Below are 15,826 nucleotides of genomic sequence, written 5' to 3'. Positions count from 1 at the left end.
ATAAAGACATAAAAATAAATTTCAAAAAGAATGTCATAGCCCCCACATAAGCCCAGTATCTTCAAGGATAATATTTTACCTGATTAAAATTTTGATAAAAAAATCGCCAAAATCATGCATTGACACAAGTTTGTTTTTGCTCCCCGAGTCCTTCAATCATAATTCGGACCACATCGTCTTTTTTTAAGTAAACTGGAGGTTTCATCCCAAAACCTACTCCAGGCGGAGTTCCCGTATTAATTATATCCCCTGCTTCAAGGGTCATAAACTGCGATAAATAGTAGATAATATTATCACAGTTAAAAATCATATATTTTGTACTTCCGTTCTGCATCAACTTATCATTAACATATAATTGCATGGATAAGTCGTTTACATTTTCTATTTCGTCTGGGGTCACTAAAAAAGGGCCAATGGGATTGAAATTATCACAAGATTTGCCTTTTGTCCACTGCCCTCCCCTTTCTAACTGAAAGGCTCTTTCTGAAACATCGTGAGAAACACAATACCCCCCTATATATTCATTAGCCTCATCCACACTTTTGAGATACCTAGCATTCTTTCCAACAACAATGCCTAACTCAACCTCCCAATCAGTGCATTCGCTATTTCTGGGAATTATTATATCATCATAAGGTCCTACTACCGTATTCGACCCTTTTTGAAAAATTATTGGCTCTTTGGGAATAGCCATCCCGGACTCTTCGGCGTGATCAGAATAATTCAATCCAACACATATAACCTTACCAGGACGCGCCACACAAGCACCCCAACGTTCAGAATCCTTTATAGCGGGAAATGAATCAATGTCCGGCATCATCTCTTTTAATCTGTCAATTCCTTTATTCTGAAAAAAATTGTTGTCCCAGTCATTAAAAACCGAAGAAAGATCTTTACGTTTTCCATCTATCAATACACCTGGTTTTTCATTGCCAATCTCCCCAAATCGAATTAATTTCATCCTTATGTTTTATTTATTAGTTTTTATTTTATCCACAATACTTTAGGGCCATGTAATTACCTCAAAATTCTTCCCCCATTTTCTTATTTAAATACAAAGCCTCCAAAACATCGAGAAATATAGCTACACACAACAGACAGCCTAGCAACACACAAGGCCATATTAACAATAATCTTTAGAATAATATGAAGGTATAGTTCGCCGATTAGTGGGAATCTCTCGGAACTTCATCTCCCGATTTACCGACCAAGAAATCCATATCAGCGCCTAAATGTGCTTGTTGTACATTGTTAACATAAAGGCTGACATAACCTCTATCCGCAACTAATGGTTGAGCCTCTTTTTTTCGCTTCCTTTCATTAAGTTCTTCATCGCTCAAATCAACCGTTAGACTACGATTTGGAATATCCAAAATAATAACGTCCCCGTTCTGAATAACAGAAAAATTACCCCCAACTGCTGCTTCCGGAGAAACATGGAGCACAACAGTACCAAAAGCAGTACCGCTCATACGTCCATCTGAAATGCGTACCATATCTTTCACTCCTTGTTTTAAAAGCTTTTTAGGTATCCCCATATTACCAACCTCTGGCATACCCGGGTAGCCTTTAGGCCCTACATTCTTCAGCACCAACACACTATCTTCATCCACTTCTAGCTCATCTGAATCTATTCTTGCTTTAAAATCTTCTATATTTTCAAATACGACAGCTTTACCTTTATGCTTCATTAAATGATCACTTGCTGCTGAAGGTTTTATCACTGCACCATTTTCACACAGGTTTCCGGTAAGAATGGCCAAGCCAGTGGAATTATTAAATGGATTTATCACTTCCGCAATTACATCTTTATCATTATTCTCTGCCCCTTCAAAATTTTCCCCTATGGTCTTTCCGTTGACAGTAATACAATCCACATGCAAATAGTTCTGCAACTCCTTCAGAACGGCCGGAAGGCCACCTGCATAAAAAAGATCCTCCATAAAATACTTTCCAGAAGGCTGTAGATTAACTATAAGAGGAACATTGGCCGATATCCGATTAAAATCTTCAAGATCTAACGAAACACCAATTCTTCCTGCTATGGCGAGAAGATGAATAACAAAATTTGTAGACCCACCAATAGCCGCATTAACGGTAATAGCATTTTCAAAAGCCTTAGGTGTTAAAATATCAGACAACCTTACATCTTCGCGAACCATTTCAACTATACGATTACCAGATAATTGCGCCAAGACCTTTCTCCTTGAATCAGCTGCTGGTATTGCAGCATTCTCAGGTAAGCTTAATCCAAGAGCCTCCACCATACAGGCCATGGAAGATGCGGTACCCATTACAGCACAAGTACCATTACTACGACACATAGAAGCCTCTATATTTCTTAATTCCGATTCATCAAGCTTTCCCTCTCTAACATCATCATGAAATCTCCAAACATCACTAGTACCTATACTTTTACCTTTATATTTACCCGTGAGCATAGGGCCACCAGAGACCACTATTGTAGGTATATCTACACTACAAGCCCCCATCACCAAAGAAGGTGTTGTTTTATCACAACCACACAAAAGTACTACCCCATCTATAGGGTTGGCCCTAATACTCTCTTCCACGTCCATACTGGCAAGATTTCTATAGAGCATGGCCGTAGGTTTCATTAAGGTTTCTCCCAAAGACATAACAGGAAATTCCACAGGAAATCCACCAGCCTCTAAAATACCCCGTTTTACGGACTCGGCCAATTGTCTAAAATGTGCATTGCACGGCGTAAGTTCTGACCAGGTATTACAAATGCCAATAATTGGTTTGCCATCGAACTCAAAATCCGGAATACCCTGATTCTTCATCCATGCTCTATAAATAAACCCATCCTTACCTTTACGACCAAACCAATTTCTACTTCTTAATGCCATCTTCTCTAACTATATAATATTTTACTTAAGTACTCATTAATCAATTCTTAATTGAACAAACCAACATTGTATTTGAATAACCCAAATTTTTCCCTCAACTAGACGAATACAACTCTTTACATTCCTTTTTCAAATCCAAACCATACCTACATACCCAAACAAATATATGATTTTTTATTAATAAAAAAACATTTTTAATTATAAAACGAATTTAGAACACTAAAAATCTAAAATTTCACCTTGAAGATTTCAAAAAAGACAACCCATCAAGCATGAGGGCAGCCCTTGAAAACTTCTCCAAAATGAATGATGATAACAAAGTATTGTTTTTAGGAGACATGTTCGAACTAGGTGATTCTTCTCTGCAAGAACATGATGCCATTGCAAGATTGGCAACCGACCTCGGTTTCTCGAACGTAGTATTGGTTGGAGAGAATTTTAAAAAGATAAATTGTGGCTTTAGTACATTTGGTTCGTTCGAAAAATTGAAAGAAGATTTCAAGAGTATCCAAATACCGACACCCTCTACTGTTCTAATAAAAGGATCAAGGGGAATGGCACTGGAAAGAATATTGGAGTTATTATAATAGGCAAAAGACATTTGCCGAAGAAACCTGTGGGATATACTGGATTCGAACCAGTGACCTCTGCCCTGTCAAGGCAGCGCTCTAAACCAACTGAGCTAATATCCCCTATGCCACAACTAAGTTAGGGTATAATTTTAATCCTAAAAACTTAAAAAAAGCAATATTTCATAAAAAAAGGCCTTCGATTTACGAAGGCCTTATTCCTGTGGGCCCTACTGGATTCGAACCAGTGACCCCCTGCTTGTAAGGCAGGTGCTCTGAACCAACTGAGCTAAGAGCCCCAAAAGGAGTGCAAATATATAATAGTTTTTTATAGTCCAAAAGAAAAAATCAAAAAAAATTACACAACTTCCGCCACCACAAAATTGCTACCTCCAACAAAAATTAAATCCTTATTTGTAGCTCGTTGTTTTGCAGCAATATACGCCTCCTCTACACTTTCATAGGCCTCTCCAAATAAATTATGACCAAAAGCCTTTTCTTTCAACACAGAGGCCGATAATCCTCTTGAAATTTCCGGTTTACAAAAGTAGTAGGTAGCATTACGTGGAAATAATGTAAGTATACCTTCTAGGTCCTTATCCTTTACAAATCCCAAAACCATGTGAAGCTTTTCATACTTCTCTTTCATCAATTGATCTATCACCAATAAAAGCCCTTCTTTGTTATGGGCCGTATCACACAACACCTTTGGATATTCCCCAAGTTGTTGCCATCTACCCAACAACCCCGTGTTCTCCACCACCTTCATTAGACCATCTATAATATGCTGCTTATCAATCTTAAAGCCTTGCAACTCTTTTAAAACAGCCAGGACCCCCTTTATATTTTTTTGTTGATAATCTCCCTGTAACGAAGTTTTGAATTCAGATTCCCCCCCATGATCCGCAAAAATCAATTTTGCATTTTTGGATTTGGCCACAGCCTCGAAAACAGGAGCCGTTTTCGCCTGATACTCACTTATAACAATTGGCACGCCTTCTTTTATGATACCCGCCTTTTCAAAGGCTATCTTCTCTAAAGTATCACCCAACATATCGGTATGATCAAAACCGATATTGGTAATCAAAGACATCTCTGGATCTATAATATTCGTAGAATCCAATCTCCCCCCCAGACCTACCTCAATAATAGCCACATCCACCTCTTCTTGCGAAAAATAAGCAAAGGACATCCCTACCGTCATTTCAAAAAAAGAAAGCCTATTATGCTGCAAAAATTCTTTATGAACTTCTATGAACCCAACCACATATTCTTCGGAAACGGGCTCTCCATTAATTCGGATACGTTCTCTAAAATCTTTTAAATGAGGTGACGTATACAACCCTACTTTATAACCGGCTTCCTGCATTACCGAGGCAAGCATATGACTACTGGAGCCCTTACCATTGGTACCTGCGATATGTATGCTCTTAAAGTTTTTATGGGGATTATGAAGATAATCCGTGAAGTTTATAATGCCGTTCAATTTTGCATTAAAGGCCGTTTTACCTTTTTGCTGGTACATTGGAAGTTGGGCAAACATCCAATCTAGGGTCTGCTGATAGGTCACTCTCCCAATTTAAAGTTTACGACCACAAAACCAATTTGCTGGCTAGGAGCATTGGCATCCAAATTCCATTTATGCATGAAAGCCGTTTTTTTAGCGGGCTCCAACAAGCACGGGTTATTATTCGTAGTTCCACGAACCCCTGGGGTAGCACTGACTACCTTTCCATTTCTATCAACCACCACCTTGACCACTACTCTACCCGATTCGTTACATTCTTGTGGCACCTTGCCCTTGCTCACCAAAGACCTGCCGTTAAGACCATATCCTCCGGTTCCACTTCCAGATCCCGGGCTCCCGTAATAACTAGATGCGTAAGGATCCCCATCAGGACTCCCCTTGTCACCGGCCCTATCATCATCACCCTCACTGCCCGATGCACTACCATCAGACTTGTTCAACCCCCCCATAAGTTCATCTAGCTTTTTCTTCTTAGCTTCTTGCTCTCTTCTTGCCTTCTCTTCGGCATCTCTCTTTTGTTGGGCAATTCTCTCCGCTTCAGCTTTTGCTTTTTTTTCAGCTTCCTCAGCCTTACGCTTTGCATCGGCCGCTGCCGCATCGGCTTTTTTCTTAGCCTCCTGGGCTTTTTTGATTTTTATAGACTCCTCATTATCCTGGGTAAGTACTTTTTCGGCAGGCGCCTCTTGCACTTCTTCCTTCACAACCTCCTCTTTCACTTCTTCAACAGCTTCGGCAACTTCTTGTTTTGTAGGCTCCACAGGAGGGGCATCGACAGGTTCCGATTTTATTTTCTCTTTGGGTTGTACGCGACCACTACCAAAATCCGTAGTTCCGAAATTAACCGAAATACCATTTTCTATAGGGGGATCCATATAGGTAAGACCTATATAAAACAACATAAGCAACAATGCACTTAAAAGCAATGTTGTAAGTGTTAAGGATTTTTTTTTGTGTCTCGTATCTAAAAATGCCATTAGTTGGGCCGCACAGCCAAAATGACCTTATAATTATTTCGGTTGGCAATATCCATAACATGTACCGCTTCTTTAATGGCGACACTTTCTTCCGCTCTTAAAATAATTGTAGGCTTATCTTGACCTTCAAGTGCTTTTTTTAATTCAATTTCAATGTATTCTCCATTTATTTGTTGGCCATCCACAAAATATTGTAAGTTTTTATCGATACTTACCGATACATTCTGTGTATTGGTCGATTTCCCCTTTGCTTTTGGCAATAACAAATCCAAGGCATTGGGCGAATTTGCGGTAAGCATGAAAAAAATCAACAACAGAAACACAATATCTGTCATGGACGACATGCTAAAGTCTGGACTAACTTTATTTCTTCCTTTTAATTTCATAGTGAAGATTTAAAGCGGTTCGTTCAACAGATCCAAGAACTCTACGGCATTGGCTTCCATCTTATGCACCACCTTATCTGTTCTGTTCACCAAATGGTTATAACCCATGTAAGCAATAATACCCACAATCAACCCTGCAACAGTAGTCGTCATAGCAGTATAAATACCGGATGCCAAAGAACCCATTTCCGCCTGGCCCCCACTACTGGCCATCTCATGAAAAGCTAAAATCATACCTATAACGGTACCAAGAAAACCAATCATTGGTGCTGCACCCGCAACGGTTGCAAGAACACTCACGTTCTTTTCTAACTTATACACCTCCAGCGTTCCTGCGTTTTCAATCGCCGTATTAATATCGTCCAAAGGTTTTCCTATTCTAGATATACCTTTCTCCGTTAATCTGGCTACCGGGGAATCAGTTTGGGCACAAAGCAATTTGGCAGCTTCTAGCTTACCCGTGGTTACATGGTCCCTGATTTGGTTCATGAAATTCTTATCTATCTTGGAAGCGGCGTTTACCGCCAAAAGCCTTTCAAAATAAATATATAGGGCCACACCCAACATTATGAACAATACGGTAATAATAATTACACTTCCCGTACCTCCATTAAAAACCAAATCCATTACAGAAAGCGTCTTTTCTTCCGAAAGCACTTCGCTTGCCGCTTGGTCTGGTGACAAATCTTGCAATAATAACATAGCGTTCTTGATTATCAAATTTGCCATTATAACGATGTTTTTCGGATTAAATTATACGTTGAGCACAAAATCTCTTAACAATATAAAGGTAATCGCCCCAGCGATAAAGCCTATAAAAGCCAACCACGCTATTTTCTTCAGGTACCAGAAAAAATCTATTTTTTCCATACCCATGGCCACAACTCCGGCAGCGGAACCAATGATAAGCATACTACCTCCGGTACCAGCAGAATAAGCGATAAAATGCCACAACGGATTATCCATAGGCTCTCCGAACATTCCCATACTGGCAGCTACCAACGGTACGTTATCTATAATAGCCGACCCCAAACCAAACAACATTACCACGATATCCGTATTCGGTATAGCTTCGTTAAGAGCTCCGGCGGCATTAAACAATATACCTAAAGACTCCATCGCCGCAACAGCCAATAAAATCCCTAAGAAAAACAATATACTTGGCAACTCTATCTTGGACAAGGAATGGTGAACGGGACTATGATGCCCTTCACTATCTTGCCCCTCTTGATCCACAGAAGAGATACTAAACTTTTTATTACTATAAATTTCCGCAAATGTAGCCACAACCGCCAACGACAACATCATACCTACATAAGGAGGCAAATGGGTTATGGTTTTAAAAACAGGAACAAACAAAATTGCGCCCAAACCTAGGTACAACATAATAGATCCGTATTTTGATTTTGGCTTCTCTTCTTCCAAGTCTCCATCTACCAAACCTTTAAACACCTTAAACCTACCTGCTATTAATAAAGGAACGATCATACATACCAATGACGGAAGCAATACATGCTCCACCAATTGAGCTGCACTCACCTTTTTCGCAATCCAAAGCATTGTGGTCGTAACATCACCAATAGGTGACCACGCACCACCTGCATTTGCCGTTATAACGATCATACCGGCAAACCAAAGTTTGGTCTCGCGATCTTTTATAACCTTTTGAAGAATGGTTATCAAAACTATCGTTGCTGTTAAATTATCTATAATAGCGGACAATACAAATGCCAAAATAGAGAACAACCAAAGTAGTTTTCCTTTCTTTTTAGTCTTTATAAACCCCTTAATGGTAGCAAAACCATCAAAGTAATCTATAATTTCCACAATGGTCATGGCCCCCAACAAGAAGAATAAGATTTCCGCTGTTTTACCTAAGTGATGCAAAAGGGATTCTTCCATTAAATGCATCTTATCCGCATGCCCCATGGCCGCAAAGCCATCGACAAGACTTTGTTTGGCAGAGTCGAACCAATTGGTAAAACCATCGATATCCAAAGCAACCAATGCCCATAAAATAGCCATCATGGCCAATGCCGGAATCAATTTATCTATCTTCAGATTATGCTCTAGTGTTATAGCCAGATAGCCTGCTAAAAAAACAATAATAATAAGGGTTTCCATTGTTGTTTGGTTTTAAATATTCTCGAATTTAGTATATCAAATATAAGACTGTATTATAATTTTTGAAATTCCCTAAAGATATCCAAAAATGCCCATGTTACCATGGCCAAAATAACAATCTCATCGAGAATATTGAAACTCAAACTTTTACAATCTAAATTTAACATTATCAAACTTATAAACAGTGTCACAAAAAAAGACAACGAATAGCAAATTTTAACATAAATTAATTGGAACAACAAATCGAAAAACCAAAAAAATCTACACACATACACCTATCTTTGTAAGACAACACCTTAATTAACATAAACTAACAGTATGGATTTTAGTCTTACCGAAGAACAGAAACTTATACAACAAGCAGCAAGAGATTTTGCTCAAAACGAATTATTGCCCGGAGTAATTGACCGGGACGAAAAACAAGAATTCCCAAAACAGGAAGTTCAAAAAATGGCCGAGTTGGGTTTTCTGGGGATGATGGTAGACCCAAAATATGGAGGAAGCGGCCTAGACACCTTATCTTACGTATTGGTAATGGAAGAACTTTCTAAAGTCGACGCCTCATCATCCGTTATCGTATCGGTCAATAATTCATTAGTATGCTGGGGATTAGAGAATTTCGGTACCGAAGAACAAAAAGAAAAATATTTGACAAGACTTGCCACCGGAGAAATAATAGGCGCCTTTTGCTTATCTGAACCTGAGGCTGGCAGTGATGCCACATCACAAAAAACGACCGCTATAGACAAGGGCGACCACTACGTATTAAACGGTACAAAAAACTGGATCACCAATGGCGGAACTGCAGGAGTATACTTGGTAATCGCCCAGACGGACAAAGAAAAAAAACATCGCGGAATCAACGCTTTGATCGTTGAAAAAGGCACACCTGGTTTTGAAATAGGCCCAAAAGAAAATAAACTCGGAATACGTGGCAGTGACACACACTCTCTTATTTTTAACGATGTCAAGGTTCCTAAAGAGAATAGAATCGGAGATGATGGTTTCGGGTTTAAATTTGCGATGAAAACATTGTCAGGAGGCCGTATAGGTATTGCGGCACAAGCTTTGGGAATTGCAGCAGGGGCTTACGAACTAGCCTTGAAATACTCTAAAGAACGTAAAGCGTTTGGAACAGAAATAAGCAATCACCAAGCAATAGCCTTTAAATTGGCCGACATGCACACCTCCATACAAGCCGCAAGATTATTGGTATACCAAGCTGCCAAAGACAAAGACAACGGATCAAATTATGATGTATCAGGAGCGATGGCCAAATTATACGCCTCAAAAGTAGCCATGGAAACCGCCATAGAGGCTGTTCAAATTCACGGAGGAAATGGTTTCGTAAAAGATTATCACGTAGAAAGATTAATGAGAGATGCCAAGATAACCCAGATTTACGAAGGCACTTCTGAGATCCAAAAAATCGTTATTTCCCGAAGTATTTTAAAGTAATTTACCTTTCTAAAAGATATACCCCTAATTTTTTTGGGGGTGTATCTTATTTTTTTAACACTTTAAAGTGTTAAAACGATAATTATACAGGGTTATATTGTTATAAAGCATAAAATAACCGCCCCAACCCCATTCATTTCCCTTATATTCATAAAACTATAGCTCAAATTTATCAATCTGATAAATTCAACCAAGTAAAAATCACGATTTAAAGTTTTTTCATACTTTAATTAATTACGTTGAATTATTTACTTCAAAATACTCTAATTGTTGAATATAATTCAAATAAAATGATATTTTTGAACAAATACTACATCTTATGAAATTGAAGAAGCAAGGACTATATCTACCAGAATTTGAACATGATAACTGTGGGGCTGGTTTCATTTGTAGCCTTAAGGGAAAAAAATCAAATGACATTATCCATAAAGCCCTTGATATTTTAGAGAGGTTAGAACACAGGGGTGCAGTAAGCTCTGACGGAAAAACCGGCGACGGTGCCGGAATATTAATAGATATACCCCATGACTTTTTTAAAGAAGTATGCAATTTTGAATTACCCGACCAAGGACAATATGCAGTAGGAAACATTTTCTTTCCCCAAAAACAAAACCAAAGAGAATATTGTATCTCTGTTTTTGAGGAAAATATAAAAAAACAGGGGTTAAAATTATTAGGCTGGAGAGACGTACCGGTTAACCGTTCTGTTCCTGGTAGAATAGCCCTAGAAACTGAGCCATACGTAAAACAAATATTCATTGCAAAGGAAAACGAGGAACAGACGGAATTCGAATTCAACCTAAAGTTATTTATAGCGCGTAAGGTTACCGAACACGCCATTACCAAATCAAAACTTTCAGAAAGCCAATTTTTCTATGTCCCCAGTTTGTCCACCAAGATAATTATTTTCAAAGGCTTGTTAATGCCTATGGACATTAGTTTATATTATTCAGATTTAATGGATCCCAGGGTAGTTACCAGACTAGCTCTTGTTCACCAAAGGTTTTCTACCAATACATTTCCAACATGGGATTTGGCACAACCATTTAGATACATGTGCCACAATGGCGAGATTAATACGCTTCGGGGAAATGTTTCTAGAATGTATTCTAGGGAAGAATTGCTCCAGAGCGATATGTTCGGTGACGAAATAAAGAATATACTACCTATAGTACTCCCAGGAAAATCGGATTCGGCCACCATGGATATGGTCGTAGAACTATTACTTATGACCGGTAGATCTTTACCTGAAGTAATGATGATATTGGTTCCGGAAGCTTGGGAAAAAAATCCGGAAATGTCCGAAGCAAAAAAAGCATTCTACGAGTACCACTCCTGTATGATGGAACCTTGGGACGGACCGGCATCGATACCTTTTACGGACGGAAATTTTATCGGGGCCGTTTTAGATAGAAACGGACTTCGCCCCTCTAGATATTCTGTTACCAAAGATGATTACGTTGTAATGTCCTCGGAAACGGGAGTAGTTGAAATTGCCCCAGAAAATGTTGAATTTCATGGCCGATTGGAACCCGGGAAAATGTTTCTTGTAAATATGGAAGAAGGGCGAATCGTAAATGATGAGGAAATAAAAGAAAACATAGCTAAAAAACATCCATATAAAGAATGGTTGGACAAAAACTTGGTACATCTTAAAGATATCCCATACAACGATTGCCCCTTATTTTTGGGCGAAGCACCACTGGAAAAAAGAAAATCCGTTTTTGGGTATACGTTAGAGGACATAAACACCATAATTCTTCCCATGGGAAAAACGGCCAAAGAGCCCATTGGATCTATGGGGTCAGATACTCCCATTGCAGTTTTGTCCCAGCGACCTCAATTACTATATAACTATTTTCAGCAGTTATTTGCACAAGTTACCAACCCCCCGTTAGATGGAATAAGGGAAGAACTCATCACCGATATAAGTCTAACCCTAGGTAGCGACCACAATATTTTCGAATTTTCAGAACTTCATTGTAGAAAATTAAAAATTCAGAATCCAGTAATCTCAAAAGAAGATTTGGACAAGATCAAAAACTACGATGTAAGCCCAGACTACAAGGTTGTATCCATTCCTATGTTATACCCAGTAAAAAAAGGACTTAACGGTTTAGAGGATGCTCTTGAGTCTTTGCTGAAACAAGCCTCCGATGCAGTAGACGAGGGAGCCAACATTCTTATACTATCCGATAGAAACGTGAATGAGGAAGAAGCTCCAATCCCTGCCTTATTGGCTTGTTCTTATATAAACAGTGGATTACAAAAACTCGGAAAACGCTCTAAACTAAGTATCATTATTGAATCTGCAGAACCTAGGGAAGTTCATCATTTTGCCCTATTGTTCGGATTTGGCGCCAGTGCCATTAACCCATACCTGGTAAACGAAATTATCGGGGAACAAATCGAGGAGAACGATATTAGTGATATTGCCTTTGAAGAAGCTGTTAAAAACTATAACAAAGCTATAGGAAAGGGAATTTTAAAAGTGATGAACAAAATTGGTATCTCTACCCTAAACTCATACAGAGGTTCCCAGCTTTTCGAATGTATCGGTATCAACTCTAAAGTTGTAGAAAAGTATTTTCCCAACACTCCAACGAGAATTCAGGGTATTGGACTTTACGAAATAGAGAAAGAAATCGCCAAAAGACATCAAAGAGCATTTGCCGATAAAAAAATTGATGCAAACCTAGATTTAGAGATTGGTGGCGAGTATAGATGGAGAAGAGATGGGGAAAAACATATGTTTAACCCACTTACCATAGCAAAACTTCAAAAATCCGTAAGAAATAACGAGCCCGATACCTATAAAGAGTATTCTCGAATGGTCAACGAACAGTCTAAAAACCTTATGACCATAAGAGGCCTTTTTGAGTTTTCTAACTACGACCCTATTCCTTTGGAAGAAGTAGAACCTTGGACAGAAATCGTAAAACGATTTAAAACAGGCGCTATGTCATATGGTTCCATTAGTAAAGAAGCCCATGAGAACCTTGCGATAGCCATGAACAGAATAGGAGGCAAAAGTAACTCTGGAGAAGGCGGTGAAGACGAAAACAGATTTTATAAAAACGCTACAGGCGATTGGCGCAACAGCGCTATTAAACAGGTAGCATCGGGCAGATTTGGAGTAACTTCCAATTACCTGACCAATGCGAAGGAAATACAAATAAAAATGGCCCAAGGGGCAAAACCGGGAGAAGGTGGCCAATTACCGGGCCCCAAAGTAAACCCCGCAATAGCAAAAACACGAAACTCCACTCCTTATGTAGGACTTATATCACCACCACCACACCACGATATTTACTCTATCGAAGATTTATCACAGCTTATCTACGATTTAAAATCGGCCAACAGAAAAGCAAGAATAAACGTAAAACTGGTGTCTGAGGTAGGTGTTGGTACAGTTGCTGCAGGGGTTGCGAAAGCAAAGGCAGATGTAATTCTTGTCTCAGGTTTTGATGGAGGTACAGGTGCCTCACCACTCACCTCTCTTAAACACGCCGGGCTACCCTGGGAACTTGGCATTGCCGAGGCGCAACAAACATTGGTTCTGAACGATTTAAGAAACAGAATTGTATTGGAGTGTGACGGTCAATTAAAAACAGGAAGAGATGTAGCCATAGCTTGTTTGCTGGGAGCCGAAGAATTTGGGTTTGCAACCGCTCCATTAGTAGCTTCTGGCTGTGTAATGATGCGCGTATGTCATTTAAACACATGCCCAGTAGGTATTGCCACTCAAAATCCTGAACTAAGAAAGAAATTTGAAGGTAAGCCAGAACACGTAGTCAATTACATGTACTTTGTTGCCCAAGAACTTAGGGAGATAATGGCCCAACTTGGATTTAGAACCATCAACGAGATGGTAGGCCAAGTCCAAAAACTAGATCGTAAGAAAGTTATAGACCACTACAAAGCCGCAGGTATCGACCTTACCCCTATATTACACGAGGTAGACGTTCCTAAGGGCACTAAATTATATAATACCCAAAAACAGCAACACGATGTTTTTGATTCAATCGAATTTGATATAATCGAAAAAGCAAACCCTTCATTGTTCAGAAAGGAAAAATTGACTTTAGATTATCCTATTAATAATACCGATAGGGCGGTTGGCGCCATTTTAAGTAATGAGATCTCAAAAACGTACGGTGCAGAAGGCCTCCCTATAAACACTTTAAAATTGAACTTCACGGGATCTGCCGGGCAAAGTTTTGGAGCATTCGCAACCAGAGGGTTGACCATGATCGTAAACGGAAACACCAATGATTATTTGGGCAAAGGATTATCTGGAGCCAAGTTAGTAGTTAAGGTACCGGATGGATCCACCATTGTTCCAGAAGACAATGTTATAACGGGTAATGTTACATTATATGGAGCCACAGCAGGCCGAGCATATATAAATGGTAAGGCAGGAGAACGTTTTTGCGTGAGAAACTCCGGGGCCAAAGCTGTAGTAGAGGGCATTGGAGACCACGGTTGCGAATACATGACCGGTGGAGTTGCCGTCATACTTGGTGAAGTCGGCAGAAATTTTGGAGCTGGTATGAGCGGCGGTATCGCTTATATTCTAGATGACAAAAATACCTTTAGAAAAAGATGTAGCGGAGAAGGTCTAAATTTATTAAAAGTAGAGGAAGACCAAGATATCAAGGAACTAAAAGATTTAATAACCAGTCATTACAATTCTACATTAAGTCCATTGGCGCAAAGAATTTTAGAAAACTGGGAGTCCTATTTGCCAAAATTCATTAAGGTACTGCCAGAAGAGTACAGGCAAGCATTGATACGTTTAGAACAAGAAAATTTACAAACTATATAAAATCGAGAGATGGGGAAGACAACAGGATTTTTGGAATTCGATAGAAAAGTGGAGTCTTATGCTCCTGTAGAAGAACGTGTAAAGAATTATAAAGAATTTACACAACCAATGGACAAAAAGGACCTTAAAGAACAAGGTGCCCGTTGTATGGATTGCGGCATTCCTTTTTGCCATAGTGGATGTCCATTAGGTAATTTAATTCCAGACTTTAACGATGCCGTATATCTTGGTAAATGGGAAAAGGCAAGTGAAATATTACACTCCACCAATAACTTTCCCGAATTTACGGGAAGATTATGTCCTGCCCCTTGCGAAGAAGCCTGTGTATTGGGCATTAATGAAGACCCGGTATCTATAGAAAATATTGAAAAAAATATTGTAGAAACAGCCTTTAAAAAAGGGTGGATAACTTCTAGACCTCCGGTCTCAAGAACTGGCAAAAAAGTTGCCGTTGTGGGCTCTGGCCCTTCAGGATTAGCTACGGCACAGCAGCTAAATAGAGCCGGTCATGAGGTAACCGTATTCGAAAGAGACGAAAAACCCGGAGGCCTACTTAGATATGGCATTCCAGACTTTAAGATGGAAAAGCACATAATCGACCGTAGATTGGAAATCTTAAAAGAGGAAGGCATTGTTTTCAAATGTGGCGTTCATGTCGGAAAAGACATAAAAGCAGAAGAACTTAAAGAAGCTTTTGATGCCATTGTTTTAACTGGAGGAGCCACTGTCAGAAGAAACCTGCCCATTGAAGGTTCCGATTTAAAAGGAGTTGTACAGGCCATGGATTTTCTAAGTCAAAATAATAGGCGTGTAGACGGCATAAAACAGTTAGGCGAAGAAATTAAAGCTACCGATAAACATGTTATTGTTATTGGCGGAGGTGACACCGGATCGGATTGTATCGGCACTTCTATCAGACATGGAGCTCTTTCGGTTTCCAACTTTGAAATCATGCCTATGGCTACCAAAGAAAGACCAAAAGACCAACCTTGGCCTTTTTGGCCCATGAGATTAAGAACCAGCTCTTCGCACAAAGAAGGTGCAGAACGCTTTTTTAGTATTTCTACTAAAAAATTTATTGGGGAC

11 protein-coding genes and 2 tRNA genes (1 of these 13 running past the window's edge) are annotated in these 15,826 nt (G+C 39.3%); 4 read left to right on the top strand and 9 right to left on the bottom strand.

Annotated features, from left to right (window positions below; translation table 11 throughout):
• Window positions 1-112 precede the first annotated feature (112 nt).
• Together AB657_RS16770 and AB657_RS16765 are read right to left on the bottom strand one after the other, a co-directional pair.
• Window positions 113-961 (bottom strand): fumarylacetoacetate hydrolase family protein, encoded by an 849-nt coding sequence (locus AB657_RS16770; protein ID WP_047247550.1) that lies wholly within the window; start codon window positions 959-961, stop codon window positions 113-115.
• Between the two features lie 205 nt (window positions 962-1,166).
• Window positions 1,167-2,873, bottom strand: coding sequence for an IlvD/Edd family dehydratase (locus AB657_RS16765; RefSeq protein ID WP_047247549.1), 1,707 nt, complete (start codon window positions 2,871-2,873; stop codon window positions 1,167-1,169).
• 272 nt (window positions 2,874-3,145) lie between these two features.
• Here AB657_RS16765 and AB657_RS16760 point away from each other — a divergent pair, with 272 nt between their 5' ends.
• Window positions 3,146-3,460, top strand: coding sequence for a UDP-N-acetylmuramoyl-tripeptide--D-alanyl-D-alanine ligase (locus AB657_RS16760; RefSeq protein WP_047247548.1), 315 nt, complete (start codon window positions 3,146-3,148; stop codon window positions 3,458-3,460).
• A 30-nt stretch (window positions 3,461-3,490) separates the two neighbouring features.
• Here the strand turns inward: AB657_RS16760 and AB657_RS16755 are convergent.
• The 7 genes from AB657_RS16755 to nhaD form a co-directional block, all read right to left on the bottom strand.
• Window positions 3,491-3,565, bottom strand: a tRNA-Val gene (locus AB657_RS16755).
• 101 nt (window positions 3,566-3,666) lie between these two features.
• A tRNA-Val gene (locus AB657_RS16750) sits at window positions 3,667-3,741 on the bottom strand.
• Window positions 3,742-3,800: 59 nt separating this feature from the next.
• Window positions 3,801-5,012, bottom strand: coding sequence for a bifunctional folylpolyglutamate synthase/dihydrofolate synthase (locus tag AB657_RS16745; RefSeq protein ID WP_047247547.1), 1,212 nt, complete (start codon window positions 5,010-5,012; stop codon window positions 3,801-3,803).
• Window positions 5,009-5,944, bottom strand: coding sequence for a hypothetical protein (locus AB657_RS16740; protein WP_047247546.1), 936 nt, complete (start codon window positions 5,942-5,944; stop codon window positions 5,009-5,011). The genes AB657_RS16745 and AB657_RS16740 overlap by 4 nt, the downstream gene beginning before the upstream one ends.
• Window positions 5,944-6,330, bottom strand: coding sequence for an ExbD/TolR family protein (locus AB657_RS16735; RefSeq protein ID WP_047247545.1), 387 nt, complete (start codon window positions 6,328-6,330; stop codon window positions 5,944-5,946). Before AB657_RS16735 ends, AB657_RS16740 begins: the two co-directional genes overlap by 1 nt.
• Before the next feature lie 9 nt (window positions 6,331-6,339).
• Window positions 6,340-7,032 carry a MotA/TolQ/ExbB proton channel family protein gene (locus AB657_RS16730; RefSeq protein ID WP_047248058.1) on the bottom strand — a complete coding sequence of 231 codons (693 nt, stop codon included), beginning with the start codon at window positions 7,030-7,032 and terminating at the stop codon, window positions 6,340-6,342.
• A 51-nt stretch (window positions 7,033-7,083) separates the two neighbouring features.
• Entirely contained in the window at window positions 7,084-8,454 is a 1,371-nt protein-coding gene (gene nhaD / locus AB657_RS16725) for a sodium:proton antiporter NhaD (protein WP_047247544.1), read from the bottom strand.
• A gap of 318 nt (window positions 8,455-8,772) precedes the next feature.
• On the opposite strand from nhaD, the gene AB657_RS16720 reads away from it, so the two are divergent.
• From AB657_RS16720 to AB657_RS16710, 3 genes are all read left to right on the top strand, one after another.
• A complete protein-coding gene (locus AB657_RS16720; protein WP_047247543.1) occupies window positions 8,773-9,912 on the top strand; it encodes an acyl-CoA dehydrogenase in 1,140 nt (379 codons plus the stop codon).
• 319 nt (window positions 9,913-10,231) lie between these two features.
• A complete protein-coding gene (gene gltB, locus AB657_RS16715; RefSeq protein WP_047247542.1) occupies window positions 10,232-14,740 on the top strand; it encodes a glutamate synthase large subunit in 4,509 nt (1,502 codons plus the stop codon).
• A 9-nt stretch (window positions 14,741-14,749) separates the two neighbouring features.
• Window positions 14,750-15,826 carry the 5' portion of a glutamate synthase subunit beta gene (locus AB657_RS16710; RefSeq protein WP_047247541.1) on the top strand. 390 nt of this gene lie beyond the right edge of the window, so 1,077 of the gene's 1,467 nt are visible here — the first part of the coding sequence; the start codon lies at window positions 14,750-14,752; its stop codon lies off the right edge, out of view.

Origin of the sequence: Maribacter thermophilus, from assembly GCF_001020565.1 — a bacterium.
In the GTDB taxonomy this organism is placed as follows: domain Bacteria; phylum Bacteroidota; class Bacteroidia; order Flavobacteriales; family Flavobacteriaceae; genus Maribacter; species Maribacter thermophilus.
The sequence above is the reverse complement of the archived record's forward strand: the minus strand, read 5'-3'. Positions and strand labels throughout refer to the sequence as shown.